Here is a 21722-nt window from a genome sequence, read left to right as displayed (position 1 = left end):
GATCATGCGCCTCCAATCGCGGTTTTCAGGGCAGCTTCCACCTTGTTGTCGTTGAAATAGCGCCAGCGCGCAGCGACATGCTGGTCCGGCCGGATCAGATAGACCGTACCCGGCTGGGCGTCATACCGTTCCGCAAGCTTGCCATCGGCATCCTCCAGGTCGCGGCCGACCCTGAGCACACGGGCCTGAACATTACCGGCGGAGATATCCCGCGCTTCTTCAGCACCGAAGACCAGCAGCGTAAAGCCGTCTCCGACCTGGTTCAGGAACCAGCCATCCTCACCCTTCACCTTGATCGGCGCATCGGAGCAGCAGGTGCCCGGATGCATCTTGCCGGCAAAGCTGGATTCGTCTTCCGTGTTGAGGGCGCTTTCCGCGTAGGGCGTTGGCGCCGAGAGACGTCCTGAGTTCACCAGCGGCTTGGCGAAGTCGGTCACTTCGGAGAGGTCCAGCACAGCATCGCGGAACCGGCGCGAGGCCTCGTTCTTCGGCGTGATGAAATCGGTCGAGCGGGTGGAGTTGAGGAGATTGTCATCGGCTGCAAAGGCCCGCTCCTCGTGATAGCTGTCGAGCAGACTTTCCGGCGCATCGCCGTCGAGCACAAGTTTCAGCTTCCAGCCCAGATTGTCGATGTCCTGGACGCCGGTATTGGCACCGCGTGCCCCGAAGGGCGAGACCTGGTGGGCGGCATCACCGGCAAACAGCACCCGGCCATAGCGGAACTTGTCGATCCGCCGGCAGGCGAACTGATAGACCGAAGCCCATTCCAGCTCGAACTCCTTGTCCTCGCCAAGCATGGCCTTGACGCGCGGGATGATGTTTTCCGGCTTCTTCTCTTCTTCCGGATCGGCATCCCAGCCGAGCTGGAAATCGAGCCGCCAGACATCGTCGCATTGCTTATGCAACAGCGCGGATTGCCCGCGGTGGAACGGCGGGTCAAACCAGAACCAGCGCTCGGTCGGAAAATCGGCCTTCATGATGATATCGGCAATAAGGAACCGGTCCTGGAAGAACTGACCGGAGAACCCGGCCCCCACCATCTTGCGTGTGTCGGAATTGGCACCATCGCAGGCCAGCACCCACTCGGCTTCCATCTGGAAGACCCCGTCCGGTGTTTCCACCGTCAGCGTGGCGCCGGTTTCGTCCTGGGTCAGGTTGATCAGCTTGTGCTTCCAGCGCAGGTCAATGAGGTTCGACGTCTTGGCCTCGTCGACCATGTATTCCTCCAGATAATATTGCTGGAGGTTGATGAAGGCAGGGATCTTGTGACCGTCCTCGGGCAGGAGGTCAAAGCTGTAGGCAAGGTCGTCGCGAAAGAACACCTTGCCAAGCTGCCATTCGACACCCTTGTCAATCATGCGCTCGGCACAGCCGAGACGGTCCCAGATTTCCAGCGGCCGCTTGGCATAACAAACAGCGCGCGAGCCGATGGAAACGGTGTTGTTGTCGTCCAGAACGACGGTCGGAATGCCGCGCTGCGCGAAATCAAGCGCGGCCGTCAAGCCAATCGGTCCGGCCCCGATCACCACCACCGGATGGCGCTTGACCGTTCCAGTCCGCTGCTCCTCCGACTGCCGATACTCGAATTCCGGATATTGATAGGTTTGAAACATCAGGCTCTCCTCCCAGGTCCGCCAGGGCCGTTTCGATGGCGCCGCATTTGCCGCAGCGCGTGCATTTCTGCTGCTCACACATCTGCCAGCTCTTTGGCATGCAGCCATTCGGCGTGTTTCGGTGCGCGCTTGGTCTTCGACCACTCGTCCAGCATCTGCCACTTGACTTCGTCGAGACGGGCCAGAAGACGGTCTTCTTCCGGATCGGGACAAGCCAGTTCGACGCGGTGGCCGTTCGGATCAAAGAAATAGATGGAGTGGAAGATGGAGTGGTCGGTGACCCCCAGAACCTCGACACCGTTTGCTTCCAGGTGATCCTTGAAGGCGATCAGTTCATCCCGGTCCTTCACCTTGAAGGCAATATGCTGCACCCAGCGCGGGGTGTTCGGGTCAAATCCCATGTCCGGCTTGGTCGGCAGTTCGAAGAAAGCAAGCACATTGCCTTTTCCCGCATCCAGGAAAACATGCATGTAGGGATCGGGCTCATGAGTTGAGGGCACATGGTCCTCGGCAATGGCCAGGATGAAATCCATCTTCAGCATCTTGCCGTACCATTCGACGGTTTCCTTGGCATCCTTGCAGCGATAGGCAACGTGATGCATCTGCTCGATTTTCATGGGACCGCTCCTCCGGGAATTAGTTACATATGTAACTATATAGAGCCATCTACAGATTGCCTTGACCTAGATCAAATTAGTTACATTCGTAACCATTGTTACCTGACTGAGAACCTCCTTCCGGCTCGACACTCATTGACAGGAGCCGGGCAGCATTCTCATATGAGGATCTCTCCCCCTAGCCTGGAGCTGCCCATGCCCGGTCACGACCACAGCCATGATCACGACCATTCAGAGCTCAGCGAGATCGAGCTGCGCGTCCGGGCGCTCGAGACGCTGCTGACCGAAAAGGGCTATATCGATCCGCCTGCCCTGGATGAGCTGATCGAAACCTATGAGACCAAGATCGGTCCGAAGAACGGTGCCCAGGTCGTGGCCAGGGCCTGGTCCGACCCGGCTTACCGGGAAAGGCTGATGAGCGATGCCACGGCGGCGATTGCGGAATTCGGCTTCACCGGGCGCCAGGGTGAACACATGGTGGCCGTTGAAAACACCGCCGAAACCCACAACATGGTCGTCTGCACATTGTGCTCCTGCTACCCGTGGACCGTGCTCGGCCTGCCGCCGGTCTGGTACAAGTCGCCGCCCTATCGCTCGCGCGCGGTGCGCGATCCGCGCGGCGTCCTGGCGGAATTCGGTGTCACACTGCCGGATGGCAAGGCAATCCGGGTCTGGGATTCCACGGCGGAAGTCCGCTATCTGGTCATTCCCGAACGGCCTGCCGGCACAGACGGCTGGAACGAAGACCAGCTTGCGGAGCTGGTCACCCGTGACAGCATGATCGGCACTGGCCTCGCCCTTGATCCGGCTCAAAAGGAGACCGCCGCATGAACGGAGCTCAGGACCTTGGGGGCCAGATGGGCTTTGGCCCGATCGAACTGGAAGACAACGAGCCGAATTTCCACGCCAGGTGGGAAGAGCGTGCCTTTGCGCTGACGCTTGCCATGGGCGCAACCGGCGCCTGGACCATCGACACATCCCGTTTTGCGCGCGAATCCCTACCGCCGGCGGATTACCTGAGTTCCAGCTATTACGAGATCTGGACCAAGGGCCTTGAGAAGCTGCTTTTGAACAAGGAACTCGTGACCCAGGAAGAACTCGAAACCGGCAAGGCGCTTGCACCGGCAAAACCGGTGAACCGGGTTCTGAAGGCAGACGCCGTGGCCGCTACACTGGCCAAGGGTGGCCCGGCCGATCGGGCGGAAGACCAGCCGGCCCGGTTCCGCGTTGGCGACAAGGTCCGGACCAGGCGCATGAACCCGGAGCATCACACCCGCCTACCCCGCTATGCGCGGAATGCGGTCGGCACCATCGACGCGATCCATGGCGTGCATGTCTTTCCGGATGCCAATGCCCATGGCAAGGGTGAACAGCCAACCTGGCTCTACAGTGTCGCCTTTAAGGGAACGGATATCTGGGGAGAGGACAGCGACCCTGATCTCAGCCTTCGGATCGATCTTTGGGAGCCGTATCTTGACCTCGCGTGATGCCCGCCCGCAGACACAAGCACCGAGCCTGCCGCTCGACCAGGATGGTGGCCCGGTCTTCTCGGCGCCCTGGGAGGCACGCGTCTTTGCCATGACGCTGCAGGCGCATCAGGCAGGGCTGTTCACCTGGTCCGAATGGGCCGATACGCTGGGTGCGGAACTTGCCGGAGACGGTCAAGGAGATGGGGACGGCAGCGGCGAACCCCTTGGCTACTATGATCATTGGCTGACCGCGTTCGAAAAGCTGCTGACGGCCAAGGGCATTGCCGGTGCCGGCCAGCTGTCGGATCTCAGGGCGGCCTGGGGCGAAGCTGCGAAAGCGACACCCCACGGTCAGCCAATCGAACTTTCCAGAACATGAGTGAGACATGAAACTGAAAGTGCCGCCAGTTGCCGTGTTTCTGGTCGCTGTCCTGCTTCTTGCAGCCGGTCACTGGCTCCTGCCCGGTCTTTCGCTGTCCTTGCCCGGGCAAGTCTCAGCCGCGCTTTTGTTCGGACTTGCCGGTATCGTACCCGGGCTTCAGGCGGTGATTGAATTCATCGCGCGCAAGACCACCGTCAATCCGATGGAACCTGAAAAGGCCACGACGCTGGTCACCGACGGTATCTACCGGTTCAGCCGCAACCCGATGTATCTGGGACTGCTCTGCCTGCTGCTGGCCTTTGCGCTGTTCTGGGGCACGCTGACGGTGATTGTCGTGGTACCGCTCTTTGTCTGGTACATGACCGAGTTCCAGATCAAGCCGGAAGAGGACAGCCTGAGACAGGTGTTCGGCAGCGAGTACGAGGCATACCTTTCCGACGTGCGGCGCTGGATCTGACAAGGTCTCACGATCCGAGGTAAAGACCGCTGCGCCCCTTGAAGGCATCTGCGGCAAAGCGCAGGAAGGTACGGATCCTGGCGACATTCTTCAGGTCCGGGTGGGTCAGGATCCAGATGTCAAAATAGCGCGTCGGCTCGACGCCCGGCAGACGCATCAGGTCAGGATCCGGGTCGCCCAGAAAACATGGCAGGCGGCCGATCCCCATCCCGGCCCGGACCGCGGCATGCATGGTGATCATGTCGTCCGTGACAGTGGCGATCTCGCCATTCGGATAGCGCTCGCGCAGCTCCTTCGGCACGCTGTTGCTCCACCATTTGAAGGCGACGAAAGGCACTTTCGCCGTGGTCAGATTGTCCCGGTAGGCCTCCTGAAACCTGCGGGCAAAATCGCGGGACACATAGAAGCAGCGGTTCTGCCCCGTTGCCAGGCGTCCGAACAGGGTCTCGTCCGGCTTGTCGGTCACCCGGACAGCGATGTCGGCCTCGCGCCGGTGCAGGCTCAGAATTTCGTTGGCCGCGTTCATCGTGACATCGATCTGGGGATGCCGCTCCTTGAAACGGGCCACGATCTCGGCAAGCTGAACCTGAAAGATCAGCTGGGCAGCGGTCACCCGCAGGGGCCCTTCCAGCTCGGCATCCCTGGCGGTGATACGCGTGTCGAGCGACAGCATTTCCGCTTCCATGCGGCGTGCTGTCTCGACCGCCTCTTCGCCCGCGCTGGTCGCGACAAATCCTTCCGGCAGACGGTCGAACAATCTTGTGCCGAGGCGTTCCTCCAGCGCGGTCAGGCGGCGGGACACCGTTGAATGGGTCACACCCAGTACCCGGGCGGCCTTGGTGACGTTGCCCGCCTTGGCGACGGCGAGCACGAATTTCAGATCATCCCAATTGTCCAAGACCCTGCCCGCAGTTGCTCACACACCATCCGAAAAGACTTAGGATCTTCAAGATCACTTCGCCAGTGCATTTTTGCACATCCGCATTCCTGAATTGAACATTTTTTCGCAGGTAAAATTGGGTCAGGCTTCCTGGCATCTCGTCACAAGGAGTTTTTGAGATGACCGTTCAAGCCCTCGCCATGATTACCGTCACAGACAAGGAGGCGCTCGGCGCCTATCGCGAAAAAGCTGCGGAGGCCCTTGCCCGCCACGGTGGCAGCGTGGTTGCCGCAGATCCGGAGCCGCTGGTTCTGGAGGCGGCCAATGACGCCCCCAATATCACCGCCCTGCTCTCCTTCCCGAGCCCTGACGCCGCCAAGGCCTGGCGCGAAGACCCGGATCTGGCCGACATCCACGCCCTGCGCAACAAGGGCGGCAAGTCGACCATCGTGGTGTTGCCGGGCTGAGGCTGAACAGCCCTTTTGCTCAGGGCTAATCACCTGAACCTTAATCGGCGACCCGACTGGCGACCTCTTGCCATTCTGCGAGTGTCGCGTCGTGTGCAGCATCCGTTGGCATGATCACGAAGGAATTCGGCAGGATCATGCCAACGACGCCTTCAGGAATTGTTTTCATCTCTTCGGCGGATAAGTAAGTCCCAAAATCTTTCACCAGAAACAGCATTTCGGCGCCTGCTAACACCTGGACACCACATCCCCCCAGATAGAGGTTCCAGGTCACAACTGGTGTGGAGTCATTCTCAGGCCCTTTCAGCACTTCGCTGACGTCATAGCCAACTTTTATCAAGCCGGGAGGCGCATGTTCAGGGCCGGATCCGGGTTCAACGAGAAACGGCTTCCCCGGCTCAGGCGGCAGATACTCGATACTGTGCACAAAGCCAATAAAGACCCGGTCTGCATTACGGAAAAAATCTTCGTTTGAGTTCAGATCCGGGCTGCTGCATGCAAGCGCAGCTGTCGGAAAAATGAGAACCAGCAACAGACAAAAAAATCTCTTCATGTCAGCTCACCATCGCGCAACTTGAAATTTCTCTAAATTCACCAGTCACTTGTGGCAGATCTTTGACCCCTTGGCGAACCTGACGCCATAGAACTGAATAACGGGCCGCCACTACACTTCCCCCCCTCATACACGAGAAGCGCTTTTGCGCTGTCTCGAAGGTTGGGCCGCTTGCTCGTCGGATTGCCGCCCAACCTTCGTGGCGGACCTTTCGGTCCTCCTCAGGATGAAGTCTACTGAGCTGGGCATATTGGAAAAAGGTGTCACCAGACCTGCGCGCCTGGTGAGGCCTTCCCTTATCTGGCAACAGAACCAATTGTTATTTGTTGCAAGGACGTGTTCGGACTGTCAGTTTGATCCGGACTTTGATCATTTCCCGGACGCGTATTCAAATGAGTTGCTGCACCCTATGTGAACGCCCTCTGGACGTCGAAGAAGACCCGTTGTCAGGCGACTGCGGTGGAGATTGCTGGGGCTGCATCGGCCTGATTGAGGCGACATATCTAAAAGCCGAGGAATCAATCAAGTTTGTCGACCTGTAGATTGCCTGGGGCTGGTGCGAAGAGAACGGCACCGCCAAGCCGCAAAGTGTTTTCCTGGCCGATCCCGACCTCTGCAACACGGGTCAGCATTTGCACTGACGGAGCGCCAAAGGCGCTCAAACGTCTCCAGGGCTCCGGGGCAACCCACCACTCAAACAAAAATCCTGGAGTTCACCGAGCACCATGCGCCGCGGAACAGATCGGCAAGCTGACTATTGTTGCGTTGCCGAGCTGTCCCTTCGGCACACTCCAAATTCATCCTGAGGAGACGAAATGTGGCGTCTCTATGAATGGGCCGCTTGTTCCAGTGCATGTGGCCCACCCTTGGAGACGGACCTTCCGGTCCCCCTCAGGATGAGGTCCATTTTCTGAGGAGCCGTTGCTTAGGGAGCTGTTCTGACCTCAGACCGGCTTTACCAGCCGCATGCGCCAGGTGACGCCCTTTTTGTCGGACACGAGCCGGTAGTCGTCGAGGACGTCCCACTTTGCTTCATCGTCGGTCGCTTCCCAAAGCTTGTTGATCAGCTTGTTGGCACCCGATTCGGGCCGTTTCGGCGAATACATGGACAGTGCAATGACGCCATCCTTCTTCAGGAACGGGACATAACGGGCGACCAGGGCAGCCGGATCCTCCGCGAAGTGCAGCACCTCGTTGAAGACGATGGCCGAGAAGGTCTCGCCGTCCTGCGGTTCAAACGTGTGCATGTCGCCGGCGCGCAAGCTCGCGATAGTCGGGTCGACATTGGCAATTTCGAGCGATGCCGGGGACAGGTCCATGCCGACATAGCGCTTGATGCCCATGGGCTGCAGGCGTTCATAGAGCAGCCCCTCACCGCAGCCGATGTCGAGCACCTCGTCCATGGAACCGGTCAGGGATAGCCACATGCCGATGATGCCATAGCGGCCGCTTTCGGGCAGCGAGCGCAGGAAGGCCCAACGGCCTGCTTCGTATTCCTCGTCCCAACCGGCTGCAGTGGAGGCGTTTTTCGACATGATGACTTCCCAAAATTGAACGGCGGGCCGAAGCGGCCCGCCAGGATCTCAAACTCTCTACCGCATCACTTATAGGGATCGGCCGCGTCGCGCAAACCATCGCCGAGGAAATTGAAGGCCAAGACCACGATGATGATCGGAATGACCGGTGCCATCAGCCAGGGATAGACGGTCACCACCGAAATATTCTGCGCCTCGTTCAGTAGAACGCCCCAGGAAATCGCCGGTCGCCGCAGTCCCAGATTGAGGAAGGAGAGCGCTGTTTCACCAAGGATCATCGACGGGATCGACAGGGAGGCGGAGGCGATGATGTGGCTGGTAAAGCCGGGCAGAAGATGCCGCGTGATCACGCGCTTCGGTTTGGCGCCCATCAGAACGGCCGCCTTGGCATATTCCTCTTCGCGCAAGGACAGAAGCTTCGATCGCACGGCGCGCGCAAGCCCCGGCCAGTCCAACAGCCCCAGGATGATGGTCAGGCCGAAATAGATCCAGACCGGGCTCCAGGTGACCGGCAAGGCCGCCGAAAGCGCCATCCAGAGTGGCAGCTCCGGCAGGGAGCGGATGATTTCAATGGCGCGCTGGATGATGCTGTCGGCAATGCCACCGAAATAGCCGGCAATGCCGCCAAAGAAGAGACCGAGAATGATCGAGATGGCAACGCCGATCAGGCCGACCGTGAGCGACAGGCGGGCACCGTAGACAAGCCCGGAGAACTGGTCGCGTCCCAAGCGGTCGGTGCCGAGCAGGAACATCGTACCGCCCTCGGCCGGACAGACAAGGTGGAACCTTGCCTCGAACAGCCCCCAGAACATGTAGTCGTCACCGCTGCAGAAGAAGCGCAGCCGCTGAACGTCATTCGGATCGTCCTTGAAGACCCATTGCAGGGTCTCCATGTCGATTTCAGAGGTCATGCCATAGACGAACGGACCGACGAACGAGCCTTCATGGAAGAGGTGAATCGGTTGCGGCGGCGCATAAAGATGCAGGCTGTCGCGGGTGTTTGCCTCATAGGGCGCGATCACTTCGGCGAAGGGCACGCACATGTAGAACAGGATCAGGATCACCCCCGACCAGACCGCAATCTTGTGGCGCTTGAACTTCCACCACATGATCTGCCATTGCGAGGCCTGGTAGAAGCGTTCCTGCTCCGCCGTCATTTCCTCCGTGGTGGCCGGATTGAACGGGGTCGGATCGACATAGTGCTCGACGACACGCTGAGGCGTTTTGTCCTTCATGTCCGTGCTCATGTCGACGCCCTCCCGCCCAGTCGAATGCGCGGATCAAGCACTGCCAGCAGCAGGTCGGAAATCAGCATGCCAATGAGCGTCAGGACAGCCACGAAAAGCAGGATGAAGCCCGACAGGAACTGATCCTGCGATTGCAGCGCCGACACCAGAACGGGTCCGACCGTCGGCAGGCTCATCACCACGGAGACAATGACCGAGCCGGAGACCATGGAGGGAATCAGGTTGCCGATATCGGCAATGAACGGGTTGATCGCCATGCGGAGCGGATATTTCACCAGAAGCTGGTTTTCCTTCAGCCCCTTGGCGCGGCCGGTGGTGACATACTGCTTGTGCAGTTCGTCCAGCAGGTTGGCCCGCAATCGCCGGATCATCGCCGCCGTCCCGGACGTGCCGATGACGATGGTCGGAACGATCAGGTGGGCCAGCACCGACATCGCCTTGTCGAAACTCCAGGGCTGGTCAATGTATTCCGGCGCCATCAGGCCACCGACCGAGAGCCCGAACCAGCGATTGAAGAAATAGAGCAGGATCAGGGCGAGCAGGAAGTTCGGCGTTGCCAGCCCGATATAGCCGACAAAGGTGATGCCATAGTCGCCCCAGGAATATTGCCTGGTCGCAGAGTAGATCCCGATCGGGAACGACACGACATAGACGAAGAGAATGGTGGCAAAGTTGAGAACGACCGTCAGCGGCAGGGTCGGGCCGATCACCTGTTCCACCGGCTTGTCAAATTCGAAAGACCAGCCCCAGTTGCCCTGGATCAGGCCGTCGAAACCGTGCGGACCGGGCCAGAGACCAATCCAGATCAGGTAGCGCTCGAAAAAGGGACGGTCGAGGGAGAATTCCTTGCGCAGGAATTCAAGCTTCGCGACCGAGGAGCTTTCGCCGGAGGACTTCAGCGCGGCAATCTGGTTGGAAATATAGTCGCCGGCCGGAAGCTCGATGATCAGGAAGGTGAGGAAACTGATCACCAGCAAGGTAGGGATCATCATCAAGATGCGGCGGATAATGTAATAGAGCACCTAAACTCCCCTCAGCCCCGAGACGTCGCGCAGACCGCTCATCAATACCTGCACTAAAAGTCGATTTCCGTCTCGATACTATGACGAAAAATCAGCACGTGTCAGGCCTTGGCCTAACATGAAGGCGGAAATACCGAAAGATGTGTTGGAAGACCTCATCCGCGCTTCTTTCGTTCCGGCCCGGTCAGAATTTTTTTCTGTCCGGGCCGGGACATTTTCTTCTGGATGTTCCGGTCAGTCCGCCTTGAAGAACTCATCCATTCGGTGAATGCCGTAGTGGGCTCCCGGGTCCCAGCCATAGATGCCTTCCAGCGGAACATTTTCGACATTCTTGATCACGACCGGCTGACGCACACCGGAGACCAGACCGATATGGATGGTCTCATCGGCGTGGATCTGGAGCATTTCCTCCCAGATCTCGGTGCGCTCCGCCGGTGTCCTGGAAACGAGCCAGGCCTTGTAGAGCTCCATCAGACGCTCGGCCGGGGCCCAGTCGGGCTTTTCACCGCCCTCGCCCTGGGTCTCGTAATAATCGCCCCATTTGTGCCAGGAGAAGCTGTCGCCATGAACCGGTGCAAAGTCATCCGGCGGCATTTCGGAGGTCGGAATTCCGTTTTCGAAGCCCGTCCAGACCGACATCACCAGATCGCCGGTGATGGCACGCTCGCGCATGTTGTCGCGCTGGCTCGGCTTGGCGAAGAGGGCAACGCCGACTTCCTTCCACATTTCCTTGACCAGCTCGAGCGCATCGTCCTGGACCTGCTGTTCACCGGAGGTTTCGACGATGATCTCCAGCGGCCGTCCATCCGGCATCAGGCGGATGCCCTTCTTGTCGCGTTTCGTCAGGCCGATCTCGTCCAGAAGCGCATTGGCCTTGTCCGGATCATATTCGGCCCACTTTGTGGTGAGCTCCGCCTTGTAGAGCGGGCTGGAGGCCAGAACCGTATCGTTGCCAGGTGTGCCGAGGCCGAAGAAGAGCACCCGGTTCAGGAGATTTCGGTCAATCGCAACCGACAGGGCATGCCGGAAACGCGAATCGCGCAGCAGTTCCCGCCAGACCGGATCCTTGACCGTCAGGTTGGGCAGGATGGAAATTTCCGAACCCTTGCTGTTGGACCAGAGAGCGGTCACGTAACCGTTCTGCTTCTCGCCCTTTTTCAGGACCGTGATGTCGGAGAAGCTGAGGTTGCGGGCCTGGAGATTGCTTTCGCCGGCCTGGGTCTTGGCCGGGATCAGCTTGCCGTCGGCAACGGTCATGACCACTTCGTCGGCATAGGGCAGCTGCTGGCCGGTGCTGTCGACGCGGTGGTAATAGGGATTGCGTTCCAGGATGAAACGCAGATCGCTGTCATCGCGCTTGCGCACCCAGGGCTGCAATGTCGGAAGGTCGACATTGCGCGCATTGTACATGTCGTCCTTCTTGTTATGGAGCGGTGCCCAGCTGCGCGCCTTCACCTTGGCCGCTTCCTTGGCGATCACATCCGGGTCGCCGTATTTTTCGTGAAACTGTTTCAGATAATGCGCCGGCCGATAAATGAAGGGCGGCCGCGACTTTGCCAGTTCCGGCAGGAACAGCGGGTTCGGTTCGTCCCAGGTGAAGCGGACGGTGGTTTCGTCCAGAACCTCGAACTTGGGCCCCTTGCCGTTCACCAGCAGAAAGGGCGGCAGGCCGGACGGTGTCAGGTTCTCGTTGCTGACAATGTCCTCGAAATAGTAGCGGATGTCCTCCGCCCCGAAAGGGTGACCGTCGGACCACTTGTGGCCTTCCCGCGTGTTCAAGGTGAAGATCCGGCCGTCCTCGACGTCAACACTTTCCAAGATGTCCGGCAGCAATTCGAGCTGCTCGTTATAGCCAACGAGGCGGGCATAGCCCCAGACATTGATCAGGCGGACATCCTTGGCCCGGCCGATCAGCGTGTCGATGGCGCCGCCGTGCCTGCCGGTCTTGCGTCCCTTCGCTTCCAGGTCAACCACCAGGGGTTCTGTCGGAAGCCGCTCGGCCACCGGCGGCAGTGACGGATCAAGGCCGGGTGTCTCCTGCAATTCCAGCGCGGCCAGCGGCCCCGCCATCAAGGCTGCAGTCAGGAATAGCCCTGCCCGGATGGAATTCTTAAGCTTCATGCTGCTGTCCCCTCAAGCGCCCCGGTGTTCTTCAGGCCAGGTGCGCAGACAAAGTGATCCGGTTCCATTTCAATGAGAGACGGCGCATCGCCGTCTGCCAAGCGGAAAGGTTCCGGCCATAGATGCGGCTCCGATGCTCTCTTGGCATCCAGAGCGGCAAAGTCGAGCGGCGCTGACAGGTCCGGTTCGGGAACCGCCGACAACAGCGCCTTCGTGTATGGGTGAAGCGGATTGCCGACGACCGTGCGGGTCTCGCCCAGCTCCACAAGACGGCCACGGCACATCACGGCGATCCGGTCAGCAACATAGTCTACCACAGCCAGGTTATGACTGACGAACAGGTAGGTCAGGTTGAGATCGCGTTTGAGATCCTGCAACAGGTTGAGGATCTGGGCCTGCACGGACACATCGAGCGCCGAGGTCGGCTCGTCGCACAAAATGAATTCCGGGTTGAGCGCAAGCGCCCGGGCAATGCCGATCCTCTGGCGCTGACCGCCGGAGAAGGAATGCGGGTAGCGGCGCAGGAACCTCGGATCGAGACCAACCAGGTTCATCAGGTTACGCGCCCGCTCCGCCCGTTCCTTTGGCGTGCCGATGCCGTGCACTTCCAGCGGTTCCATCAGCGTATCGTTGATGGTCATGCGGGGATTGAGCGAGGAAAACGGGTCCTGGAAAATCAGCTGGACGCGGCGGCGGTAGTCCATCAGCGCCGGACCGCTGAGCTCGGAAACATCCTCCAGCCCCTTGCCGCGATTGTACAGCACCTGGCCGCCCTCAATGTCGAGGGCGCGCAGGATAGCCTTGGCCGCGGTGGTCTTGCCGGACCCCGATTCCCCCACAAGGCCGAGACATTCGCCGCGCCGGATGGTCAGGTTGATGCTGTCGAGCGCCGTCATCGTCTTGGCCTTGCCGCCTAGCAGCGAGCCCTTGCGCAAAGTGAACTGCTTGGTGACGTCGCGCATTTCCACCAGCGGCTCGCCGGGGGCAACCTCGCAATGCGGACGGTTGCTTGTCAGGTCCTCGGATTTCAGTTCAATCGGACGGATCGGGACAAGGCGCTCCTCCTTGTCCATGTGAAAACTCGGCACCGCATTGAGCAGCGCCTTCAGGTAATCGTGCTGCGGATTGGAGAAGAGCTGCTCGGCCGTTCCCTTTTCCATGATGCGGCCGTGATAGATCACCGCAATCTCGTCGGCCATGTTGGCAACAACGCCAAAATCATGTGTGATCATCAGCACCGACATGCGCAGTTCGGACTGGACCTCACGGATCAGCTTCAGGATTTCGGCCTGGATGGTGACGTCCAGCGCGGTCGTCGGTTCGTCGGCAATCAGGAGAGCCGGGTTGCAGATCATCGCCATGGCAATCATGGCCCGCTGTCGCAAACCGCCTGACAATTCGAACGGATAGGTGTCGAGGGCGCGCTTGGGATCGGGGAATTTCACCAGGCTCAGCATCGTCTGGGTCAGCTCGCGTGCCTCGGCACTGGAGACATTCCTGTGCAGCAGCGCAGCTTCGCCGATCTGATCGCCGATCGTATGCAGCGGCGACAGGGACGTCATCGGTTCCTGGAAGATGATGGCAACGCGGTTGCCCCGCAGGTGGCGCATTTGCGGCCCCTTGCGGTCCAGCGATGCGATGTCGACCGGCGGCTCTGCCCCGGTCGGGTCGGCCAGGATGACCTGGCCGGATGTGATACTCGCCGCCTGCGGCAAAAGCCCCATGATCGTTTGCGAGATAACCGTCTTGCCTGATCCGGATTCACCAACCAGCGCGACTGTGCGGTTCTCAGGCACGACGAAAGATACGTCGTCAACAGCCCGGACCCGACCTTCCGCCGTATTAAAATCTACCGTCAGTCCCTCAATCGAGAGAACATTCACTGCACGTTTCCTCCCAGGCAAGGATGTCTCAACGTGGCTTACTAAGCCCTCATTGCATTTCAAAGACAACCAAATTCGCCTTGGGATAGCAATGCAGGATTAGTGACCCGGCACATGTGATCTACGTCACATTTTGCGAAAAGTTGCTGCACTTCCAGTGTCGGCAATGATTTTGCCGCCACGGAAGCCCTATTCCGCGGCCGACACGGGCAACTCTTGCGGTTCTTCTTTTTGCGAATCGCCAACGGCAAACGGATCCAGCCAGTAGACTTCCATGCGCCCGCTACGGCCACGCAGATGATGCGCCCCGACCGCCCGCTGATGGCGTTCGCGCGGCAATTGCGCCACGGTGTCGGCGCTGGCCAGGATCGTTACTTCCGGCGTACCCGGCACTTCCTTGCCGAGGGTCTGCAGCCGTTCGGCCGCATTCACAGTGTCGCCGACGACCGTGTAATTCCAGCGATCAAGCGCGCCGACATTGCCGACCACGGCCTCACCGGTGTGAATACCGATCCGCAGGAACATTTGCGGACGTCCTTCTTTTTCCGCCTTCTGGTTGGCTTCATGCAGCGCGCCTGCAATTCGGCGCGCCGTTCGCACAGCAGCTTCCGCGTGGTCTGGCCGGGCATCCGGCGCCCCCCAGAAGGCCAGCATGCCGTCTCCCAGAAACTTGTCGACTGTCCCGCCTTCGGCTTCTACCGCTTCCACCAGAATGGCAAAATGGTCGTTGAGCAGCCCGGCCGTCTTTTCAGCACTCAGGTGTTCCGACAGGGCCGTGAAGCCGACAATGTCGGTGAACAGGATGGTGAGTTCAGCCTCCCGTGCCTCGGCAGCCTGCCCGCCACCAAGCCGCATCAGCTTGATGAACAAAGAACGCGGAACGTAGGTGTTCATGGCCTTCAGGCCCTCCACCATGGAGTTGAACGCCAGCGCGACCTGATCGATCTCCGCTACCCGGCTGCGCGGCAGAGGCTCCACGTCGCTCAGGGACAGTGTGCCGACCCGTTTCGACTGCAGGGCGAGATATTTGAGCGGTCGCGCCACGCGGCGCCCCATCCAGAAGGCAATGAGGACCGACACGACCAGGGCGCCAAAGCCGACAAACATCGAGCCGGCCAGACGCCGCACTTCCCGGGACACCGTCGTGCCGAGATAATACTGACCGACGGTCCAGGGCTTGTCGCTGAAACCGTCCAGCAGCGCCTTCATCATGATGTATTCGTCGTCATTGGCGGTGACAAACGACACATCAATGCCGAGATCCGCCGCCTTCTTGAACTCTTCCAGCTTCTCTTCCGTTGCAATTGCCGCAAGAACTGGATCGCCCAGGTTGAGCCAGGACCCTGGAATATTGTCCTTGATGGAGCCGCCCGTCTGCAGGCTTTCCGAATCCGAATGCAGGACGACCTGATCCCCGTCGGCAATGATGAACACCGTGTTGTCGACGCCCTCGTCCTGGGCCGAGACGATGCGGCCCAATTCTTCCATGGAGGTTGCCGCAGTCAGGGTCCCTATTATGGCGCCGTTCCGGGTCAGCGGAACGGAGACATTGGCAAACAGACCAACCTCATGCTTGACGAGCGCCCCCCAGGTGGGAGGACTGTCGCTGGCCAGTTCCGGCAATTCGTGAGACGTCATGCCAGGTGGCGGTGCGTCGGAGTTGATACGCCAGATCTTGCCGTTGGGCGCGCGATAAACCCCGATCCGCCGCCCGTCGGGACCGGTCACTGCCAGCGTGGTGATGTCGCTGTTGGACTTGAGCGCAATGGTCAGGTCCTCGAGCGTCCGCTCCGGGCGCTCGAAGCCGATCGTGCCATTGTCGAAATAGGGTTTCAGGCCGACGATGGCGTTTTCGATCGAGGAGAAATGCGTACGCAGCTGGGTTTCAAGCGCCTGGGTGCTCAGGATCGTCTTGTCGTTGAGGAGCGAGAAGGTGTTCTTGAAATTCGCAGAGACCGACAGTGCGAGCACAAGACCGATGGCGACGGCGACAAACGCACCGAAGCTCAGCCCGACGATGGTCGTCAGGGTCAGCTTGATCCGCTGGCGGCTGCGCTTGTCTTCCTTCATCGGGTCCGGGCCCTTGTTGTCTCCTGGCAGATTACCTGCCAGAGGCTTAGCGTCAAATTAAGGCAGGTGCCGCCAATCCAACGTGAAACAGCTGTCAGAGGCCGGCCTGCCGCAATGCCAGCTCCTGCAGGAGCACAACTGTTTTGGCGTCCGCGATCTCTCCAGAGCGAATCATGGCAAGCGCGTCCTTGAGCGGCACATGCATCACTTCGATGTCCTCGCCTTCGCTTTCTTCGCCGCCACCTTCCGACACCTTGTCCTTCAGATGGTAGGTTCCGGTGAAAAATGCCAGATATTCCGTGACCGACCCCGGGCTCATCAACAGATCATAGAGATGTTCCAGTTCGGAGATCTGGAAGCCGGTCTCCTCGATCAGCTCGGCCCGCATGCGCTCGTCCGGGTTCGCTCCTTCCAGCAAACCGGCCGGCGCTTCGATAACAAAGGGGGGCTTGCCGCTGAACCAGACCGGCAACCGGAACTGGCGTGTCAGAAGTACACAGCCGGTTTCCGGATTGTGGAGAAGACAGGCAGCGCCATGTCCGCGGTCATAGACTTCGCGGATCTGGTCCTGCCACGTCCCGTCCCGCCTGCGGTACCGGATCTTGTATTGGGTCAGCGTCCCCCATTGCCTGGACAGAACTTTGCTCTCGACGATATCCAGAAAGTCCGCTTCCTTCATTGGGCGCACTCCGGTTCAGTCTGAAACAGGCGTTTGCGGAACAAGCCCGAGTTCCGCCAGTATTTCATCGGTGTGCTCACCAAGTGCCGGCGCAGCGCGTTGCAAGACCAGTTCCCCGTTCTTGAACCGGATCGGCGTGCGCACGGATGCGACGGTGCCTTCTTCTGTTCCCGTCGCCGGCAGGTCGACCTTGAGCCCGCGGTGTTGAACCTGAGCGTCCTCAAACACGTCCTCGACGGAGTTAATCGGCCCGGCTGGGACGCCTTCGCCTTCCAGCGCGGCCAGAAGATCGTCACGGCTGCGCGTTTCCGTCTCGGCCGTCAGGATCGGCACGAGTTCGGTGCGGCAGGCGACCCGGGCAGCGTTGGTGGCGTATCTCGGTTCTTCTGCAAGATCCGGCCGGCCAAGCACGCCGCAAAGCCTCCGGAACTGGCCGTCATTGCCGACAGCAATGATCAGGTGGCCGTCGCTGGCGGGAAACACCTGATAGGGCACAATGTTGGGATGGGCATTGCCGAGCCGCCTGGGCGCCTTGCCGGAGACGAAGTAATTCAGCGCCTGGTTGGCCAGGACACCGACCTGGGCGTCGAGCAGGCCCATGTCGACCCACTCGCCTTCCCCGGTCTGATCACGGCGGCGCAGGGCCGCCAGAACGCCAATGACGCCGTAAAGACCGGTAAAGATGTCGGCAAAGGCAACGCCGATCTTCTGCGGAGCCCCATCCGGCTCACCCGTCAGATCCATGATGCCGCCCATGCCCTGGATCATGAAATCGTAGCCCGCGCGATGGGCGTAAGGACCGTCCTGGCCGAACCCGGTAATGGAGCAGTAGATCAGCTTCGGATTGACCCTGGCGAGGCTTTCATAGTCGAGGCCGTATTTTGCGAGACCGCCGACCTTGAAATTCTCGACCAGAATGTCCGCATCGGCCACGAGGCGGCGAACAATGTCCTGGCCTTCTTCCGTGCGGAAGTCGACCGTGATGGAGCGTTTGCCGCGGTTGCAGGCATGGAAATAGGCCGCATCCCGGTCTGACCCGGCGTCGTCTTTGACAAAGGGCGGGCCCCAGCCTCGGGTGTCGTCGCCCTGGGGGCTTTCCACCTTGATGACATCGGCGCCCAGATCCGCGAGCGTCTGCCCGGTCCAGGGGCCTGCGAGGATGCGGGCAAGCTCGACAACCTTGATGCCTGCAAGTGGCGCACTCATGAGATTCGTCCCTTGGTGAGCAGAAGAATCAGGCTTCGCCTGTCTTGCGGTAGACGTGGTAGCGGCCCGGGTGAATGCCTTCCGGCTTTTCCAGAGTCTCGAAATTGGCGAGGTCCAGCTCCAGAGCCGTCAGGACAAATCCACCGACCGCCATGCGCTGATCGATCAGCGGGGCCAGCCAGTTGACGATCGCCAGGTCGTTGGTCGGATCGGCCGAACCGATATCGATATGGGCAAAGGAGGCCTTGGCTTTCACCCGCGGTTCGCAGAAGGCCAGCGTGTCGCGGATATCCCCGAGGATCATGTGTTCTGCATCCGGAGCGCAGCTCGGGTGGCAGTTCATGGCAAAATCAAAAACGAAAATTTCCTTGTTCGGATAAATCTCGCGCAGATGGTCATAGGTCCGGCCGTTGCCCAGTCCGAGCTCAAGAACGGGGCCTTCAACTTCGTTGACCTTGTCGACCAGGTGTTCCAGCAGGATTTTCTGCGACGTCATGCGGCGGATAAAACTGTCCAAGCGGCTCATTCAGAAGGTCCCTGTAACTGATGTCGCTCCTCACATAGACAATGCCCTGCCCAAGGTCAAAACCCCCATGCTCGATTGACATGCGTCATTTGCAACGGGCGGTCAGAACTGTCACGACAGTCCAACAGCCCTTTGCCCCATTCCGCGATCATGGTAACGCGTAAGCCTTGCCCGCCAGGCTTCGGGTTTGAGGGCAAACCGACTTATCAGGAGACCAAGATGCATTCCGAAACGGCGCCGGCCATCCGGCTGGAAGATTATCAACCACCCGCCTATTGCATCGAACAAGTACACCTGACCGTTGACCTGGCTCCGAAGGCGACCAGGGTGACGGCTGTCCTGTCGGTTCGCAAAGAACCGGATACGGCCAACGGCACGCCTCTTGTCCTCGACGGCGACGATCTGAAACTGAAAACGATCCGGCTCGATGGGAACGCACTCGCCGAAGGCGCCTATGCAGCAACCGTTGACCGACTGGAGGTGCACACGCCGCCGGAAACCCCGTTCGAACTGACGCTGGAAACCGAACTCGATCCGGACAGCAACACCAAGCTGATGGGGCTCTACCGCTCTTCGGGCACCTATTGCACACAATGCGAAGCGGAAGGCTTCCGCAGGATCACCTATTTCCTCGACCGGCCGGATGTCCTGTCGGTCTATACAACACGACTGGAAGCGCCGAAGGCGGACTGTCCGGTGCTATTGGCAAACGGCAACCTAGCGGAGACCGGAGACCTTGAGCACGGACGTCATTTTGCTGTCTGGCACGACCCGCATCCCAAGCCCGCCTACCTGTTTGCGCTGGTTGCCGGCGATCTCGCCGAGGTTTCCGACCGTTTCACGACGGCCTCGGGCGAAAGCGTTGCCCTGAATATCTATGTCGAAAAGGGCAAGGAAGACCGCTGCGCCTGGGCGATGGATTCCCTGAAGCGGTCAATGCGCTGGGACGAAGACGTCTTCGGCCTCGAATATGACCTGGACGTTTTCAATATTGTTGCCGTTTCCGACTTCAACATGGGCGCGATGGAGAACAAGGGCCTCAACATCTTCAACGACAAGTATGTTCTGGCCGATCCGGAAACTGCCACCGATCAGGATTACGCCAATATCGAAGCCGTGATTGCCCACGAATATTTTCACAACTGGACGGGCAACCGGATCACCTGCCGCGACTGGTTCCAGTTGTGCCTGAAGGAAGGTTTGACCGTCTTTCGCGACCAGGAATTTTCATCAGACATGCGCTCGCGTGCGGTGAAACGGATCACGGATGTGCGGCTGTTGAAATCGCATCAGTTTCCGGAGGATGCGGGCCCGCTCGCCCATCCGGTGCGCCCTAGAATTTACCACGAAATCAACAACTTCTATACGGCAACGGTTTACGAGAAAGGCGCCGAGGTCGTCAGGATGCTGAAGACCGTTCTCGGTCCGGAGGGCTTCCGGGCCGGGCTCGACCTCTATTTTGACCGGCATGACGGCGAGGCCACGACCATCGAGGCGTTTCTTGCCTGCTTCGAAGAGGCGACCGGCACCGACCTCACCCAGTTCTCGCTCTGGTACGAACAGGCCGGCACGCCCGTCGTCAGTGCTGAAACCGAATATGATCCGGACCGCAAGACCTTCACCCTCTCGCTCAATCAGGAAATACCGCCGGTCCCGGGCCAGAAGTCCAGCAAACCGGCCGTGATCCCCCTGCGCTTCGGCCTGATCGGCCCGAATGGCAACGACCTGGACATCAGCGCTGCAAAAGGCGCTGAAGTGTCCGGAGACGTCCTGATCCTCAACAAGAGCCACCAGGACGTGACTTTCGAAAACATCGCCTCGCCGCCTGTCCTGTCCCTGCTGCGCGGGTTTTCCGCGCCGGTTCGCCTCAACCAGCAGCTGGAACCGCAGGAACTGGAATTCCTTGCCGCAAAGGATGCCGACCTCTTCAACCGCTGGCAGGCGGTCCAGACACTGGCCATGCTGGATCTCGTCCGGACCACAGGGCTCTACAGCCAGAACCAGCAGCTGACCTCTACGCAGACCCTGATCGATGTCTTCGGCGCGATCCTCAACGACAGCACCGTGGACGACGCCTTGCGGGCACAGGCTCTCACGTTGCCAAGCGAGGCCGACATCGCTCAGGAAATCGGCAAAAACGTCAACCCGGACGCCATTCACGCAGCAAGAACCTTCCTGCGCAAGGAAATCGCGACGGCACATGACCCGGTCTTGCGCAGACTTGCCACTGACCTCTCGCCTCCGGGGGCCTATTCCCCGGACGCTGCTTCGGCCGGAAAGCGCGCACTGGCCAACCGGGCACTCTATTATGTCGCCGTCGCAGACGATACGGCTGCTTCCGACATCGTCTGGCAAAGGTTTTCCAACGCCGACAACATGACGGACCGCCTGGCTGCCTTGACGCTTCTTGTTCACGACGACATGCCCAGGACGAATGCCGCCCTTGAGGACTATCTGGCCCGTTTTGAAGGCAACTCCCTTGCCATGGACAAGTGGTTCATGACCCAGGCAACCGCCCCGATATCGAATGCCGTTGCCCGCGTCCGGCAGCTCATGACACATCCCCTTTACGATGCCGGCAATCCCAACCGGGTGCGATCCCTGCTGCAGTCCTTTGCCACCGGCAATCCGACGCAGTTTGCGAAACCGGATGGCACCGGTTTCGAACTGGTTGCCGAATCAGTTCTGGACATCGACAGGCGCAATCCCCAAGTTGCCTCTCGGCTTTTGACCAGTTTCCGCTCGTGGCGCGCACTTGACCCACAGAGATCTGCCCTTGCTGAATCTGCTCTCCTGAGGGTTTCCGCATGCGAAGAACTGTCGAGAGACAGCCGCGATATCGTTGATAGAACACTGCAATAGTGTGCAATACTGAAAGAGGTTAACGCGAGACCAGAAAAACCGCGCCCGCGTTAACCATTTTATTCTTGGCCAGGTCTGGACAAAAACAAACGATTTGATTCAAATGGAAGTGATTCGGGGCGAGCTCCGAAGC

Annotated in this window: 19 protein-coding genes; 6 read left to right on the top strand and 13 right to left on the bottom strand. The window is 59.7% G+C overall.

Annotated features, from left to right (window positions below; genetic code table 11):
* Positions 1-2: 2 nt before the first annotated feature.
* Together CHH27_RS01080 and CHH27_RS01075 are read right to left on the bottom strand one after the other, a co-directional pair.
* Entirely contained in the window at positions 3-1613 is a 1611-nt protein-coding gene (locus CHH27_RS01080; RefSeq protein ID WP_094074442.1) for an FAD-dependent oxidoreductase, read from the bottom strand.
* A gap of 74 nt (positions 1614-1687) precedes the next feature.
* A complete protein-coding gene (locus CHH27_RS01075) occupies positions 1688-2230 on the bottom strand; it encodes a VOC family protein (RefSeq protein ID WP_094069932.1) in 543 nt (180 codons plus the stop codon).
* A gap of 195 nt (positions 2231-2425) precedes the next feature.
* Between CHH27_RS01075 and nthA the strand changes: the two genes are divergently transcribed.
* The 4 genes from nthA to CHH27_RS01055 are packed head-to-tail and all read left to right on the top strand — an operon-like array spanning position 2426 to position 4538.
* Positions 2426-3061, top strand: coding sequence for a nitrile hydratase subunit alpha (gene nthA, locus CHH27_RS01070; RefSeq protein ID WP_198338324.1), 636 nt, complete (start codon positions 2426-2428; stop codon positions 3059-3061).
* Positions 3058-3717, top strand: coding sequence for a nitrile hydratase subunit beta (nthB, locus tag CHH27_RS01065; RefSeq protein WP_094069930.1), 660 nt, complete (start codon positions 3058-3060; stop codon positions 3715-3717). The genes nthA and nthB overlap by 4 nt, the downstream gene beginning before the upstream one ends.
* On the top strand, positions 3704-4078 hold the full coding sequence (locus tag CHH27_RS01060) for a nitrile hydratase accessory protein (protein ID WP_247646175.1): 375 nt from the start codon (positions 3704-3706) through the stop codon (positions 4076-4078). Before nthB ends, CHH27_RS01060 begins: the two co-directional genes overlap by 14 nt.
* Before the next feature lie 7 nt (positions 4079-4085).
* Positions 4086-4538, top strand: a complete 453-nt coding sequence (locus CHH27_RS01055) for an isoprenylcysteine carboxylmethyltransferase family protein (protein ID WP_094069929.1) — start codon at positions 4086-4088, stop codon at positions 4536-4538.
* A 7-nt stretch (positions 4539-4545) separates the two neighbouring features.
* Here the strand turns inward: CHH27_RS01055 and CHH27_RS01050 are convergent, their stop codons facing one another.
* Positions 4546-5436 carry a LysR family transcriptional regulator gene (locus CHH27_RS01050; RefSeq protein ID WP_094069928.1) on the bottom strand — a complete coding sequence of 297 codons (891 nt, stop codon included), beginning with the start codon at positions 5434-5436 and terminating at the stop codon, positions 4546-4548.
* Positions 5437-5597: 161 nt separating this feature from the next.
* Here CHH27_RS01050 and CHH27_RS01045 point away from each other — a divergent pair, with 161 nt between their 5' ends.
* Positions 5598-5885 carry a DUF1330 domain-containing protein gene (locus tag CHH27_RS01045; RefSeq protein ID WP_094069927.1) on the top strand — a complete coding sequence of 96 codons (288 nt, stop codon included), beginning with the start codon at positions 5598-5600 and terminating at the stop codon, positions 5883-5885.
* Between the two features lie 40 nt (positions 5886-5925).
* Here the strand turns inward: CHH27_RS01045 and CHH27_RS01040 are convergent, their stop codons facing one another.
* The 10 genes from CHH27_RS01040 to CHH27_RS00990 form a co-directional block, all read right to left on the bottom strand.
* The gene (locus CHH27_RS01040; RefSeq protein ID WP_094069926.1) at positions 5926-6438 is read right to left on the bottom strand and encodes a hypothetical protein; all 513 of its coding nucleotides are present in this window, start codon (positions 6436-6438) and stop codon (positions 5926-5928) included.
* A 944-nt stretch (positions 6439-7382) separates the two neighbouring features.
* Positions 7383-7973 (bottom strand): trans-aconitate 2-methyltransferase, encoded by a 591-nt coding sequence (locus CHH27_RS01030; RefSeq protein ID WP_094069924.1) that lies wholly within the window; start codon positions 7971-7973, stop codon positions 7383-7385.
* Positions 7974-8038: 65 nt separating this feature from the next.
* Positions 8039-9220: an ABC transporter permease gene (locus CHH27_RS01025; RefSeq protein ID WP_094069923.1), complete on the bottom strand. Its 1182-nt coding sequence runs from the start codon at positions 9218-9220 to the stop codon at positions 8039-8041.
* Complete coding sequence (locus CHH27_RS01020) at positions 9217-10242, bottom strand: ABC transporter permease (RefSeq protein ID WP_094069922.1); 1026 nt, start codon at positions 10240-10242, stop codon at positions 9217-9219. The genes CHH27_RS01025 and CHH27_RS01020 overlap by 4 nt, the downstream gene beginning before the upstream one ends.
* Before the next feature lie 234 nt (positions 10243-10476).
* Positions 10477-12363, bottom strand: a complete 1887-nt coding sequence (locus tag CHH27_RS01015) for an ABC transporter substrate-binding protein (protein ID WP_094069921.1) — start codon at positions 12361-12363, stop codon at positions 10477-10479.
* On the bottom strand, positions 12360-14246 hold the full coding sequence (locus tag CHH27_RS01010; RefSeq protein ID WP_094069920.1) for an ABC transporter ATP-binding protein: 1887 nt from the start codon (positions 14244-14246) through the stop codon (positions 12360-12362). The genes CHH27_RS01015 and CHH27_RS01010 overlap by 4 nt, the downstream gene beginning before the upstream one ends.
* A gap of 189 nt (positions 14247-14435) precedes the next feature.
* Positions 14436-16316, bottom strand: a complete 1881-nt coding sequence (locus CHH27_RS01005; protein ID WP_094069919.1) for an adenylate/guanylate cyclase domain-containing protein — start codon at positions 16314-16316, stop codon at positions 14436-14438.
* 94 nt (positions 16317-16410) lie between these two features.
* Positions 16411-16995 carry an NUDIX domain-containing protein gene (locus tag CHH27_RS01000; protein ID WP_094069918.1) on the bottom strand — a complete coding sequence of 195 codons (585 nt, stop codon included), beginning with the start codon at positions 16993-16995 and terminating at the stop codon, positions 16411-16413.
* A gap of 15 nt (positions 16996-17010) precedes the next feature.
* A complete protein-coding gene (locus CHH27_RS00995; protein ID WP_094069917.1) occupies positions 17011-18201 on the bottom strand; it encodes a CaiB/BaiF CoA-transferase family protein in 1191 nt (396 codons plus the stop codon).
* Positions 18202-18229: 28 nt separating this feature from the next.
* Complete coding sequence (locus CHH27_RS00990; RefSeq protein WP_094069916.1) at positions 18230-18727, bottom strand: class I SAM-dependent methyltransferase; 498 nt, start codon at positions 18725-18727, stop codon at positions 18230-18232.
* A 219-nt stretch (positions 18728-18946) separates the two neighbouring features.
* Between CHH27_RS00990 and pepN the strand changes: the two genes are divergently transcribed.
* The gene (gene pepN / locus CHH27_RS00985; RefSeq protein ID WP_094069915.1) at positions 18947-21589 is read left to right on the top strand and encodes an aminopeptidase N; all 2643 of its coding nucleotides are present in this window, start codon (positions 18947-18949) and stop codon (positions 21587-21589) included.
* Positions 21590-21722 lie beyond the last annotated feature (133 nt).

Source organism: Labrenzia sp. VG12, assembly GCF_002237595.1.
GTDB lineage: Bacteria > Pseudomonadota > Alphaproteobacteria > Rhizobiales > Stappiaceae > Roseibium.
Note: the sequence above shows the minus strand (reverse complement) of the source record. Positions and strands in the feature narration are given on the sequence as shown.

Bases quoted from the DNA above. Each gene is read 5' to 3' on its own strand.
- nthA (WP_198338324.1), top strand. From the start codon at position 2,426: ATGCCCGGTCACGACCACAGCCATGATCACGACCATTCAGAGCTCAGC.
- CHH27_RS01025 (WP_094069923.1), bottom strand. From the start codon at position 9,220: ATGAGCACGGACATGAAGGACAAAACGCCTCAGCGTGTCGTCGAGCAC.
- CHH27_RS01015 (WP_094069921.1), bottom strand. From the start codon at position 12,363: ATGAAGCTTAAGAATTCCATCCGGGCAGGGCTATTCCTGACTGCAGCC.
- CHH27_RS01075 (WP_094069932.1), bottom strand. From the start codon at position 2,230: ATGAAAATCGAGCAGATGCATCACGTTGCCTATCGCTGCAAGGATGCC.
- nthB (WP_094069930.1), top strand. From the start codon at position 3,058: ATGAACGGAGCTCAGGACCTTGGGGGCCAGATGGGCTTTGGCCCGATC.
- CHH27_RS01000 (WP_094069918.1), bottom strand. From the start codon at position 16,995: ATGAAGGAAGCGGACTTTCTGGATATCGTCGAGAGCAAAGTTCTGTCC.
- pepN (WP_094069915.1), top strand. From the start codon at position 18,947: ATGCATTCCGAAACGGCGCCGGCCATCCGGCTGGAAGATTATCAACCA.
- CHH27_RS01080 (WP_094074442.1), bottom strand. From the start codon at position 1,613: ATGTTTCAAACCTATCAATATCCGGAATTCGAGTATCGGCAGTCGGAG.
- CHH27_RS01040 (WP_094069926.1), bottom strand. From the start codon at position 6,438: ATGAAGAGATTTTTTTGTCTGTTGCTGGTTCTCATTTTTCCGACAGCT.
- CHH27_RS00990 (WP_094069916.1), bottom strand. From the start codon at position 18,727: ATGAGCCGCTTGGACAGTTTTATCCGCCGCATGACGTCGCAGAAAATC.
- CHH27_RS00995 (WP_094069917.1), bottom strand. From the start codon at position 18,201: ATGAGTGCGCCACTTGCAGGCATCAAGGTTGTCGAGCTTGCCCGCATC.
- CHH27_RS01055 (WP_094069929.1), top strand. From the start codon at position 4,086: ATGAAACTGAAAGTGCCGCCAGTTGCCGTGTTTCTGGTCGCTGTCCTG.
- CHH27_RS01045 (WP_094069927.1), top strand. From the start codon at position 5,598: ATGACCGTTCAAGCCCTCGCCATGATTACCGTCACAGACAAGGAGGCG.
- CHH27_RS01030 (WP_094069924.1), bottom strand. From the start codon at position 7,973: ATGTCGAAAAACGCCTCCACTGCAGCCGGTTGGGACGAGGAATACGAA.
- CHH27_RS01005 (WP_094069919.1), bottom strand. From the start codon at position 16,316: ATGAAGGAAGACAAGCGCAGCCGCCAGCGGATCAAGCTGACCCTGACG.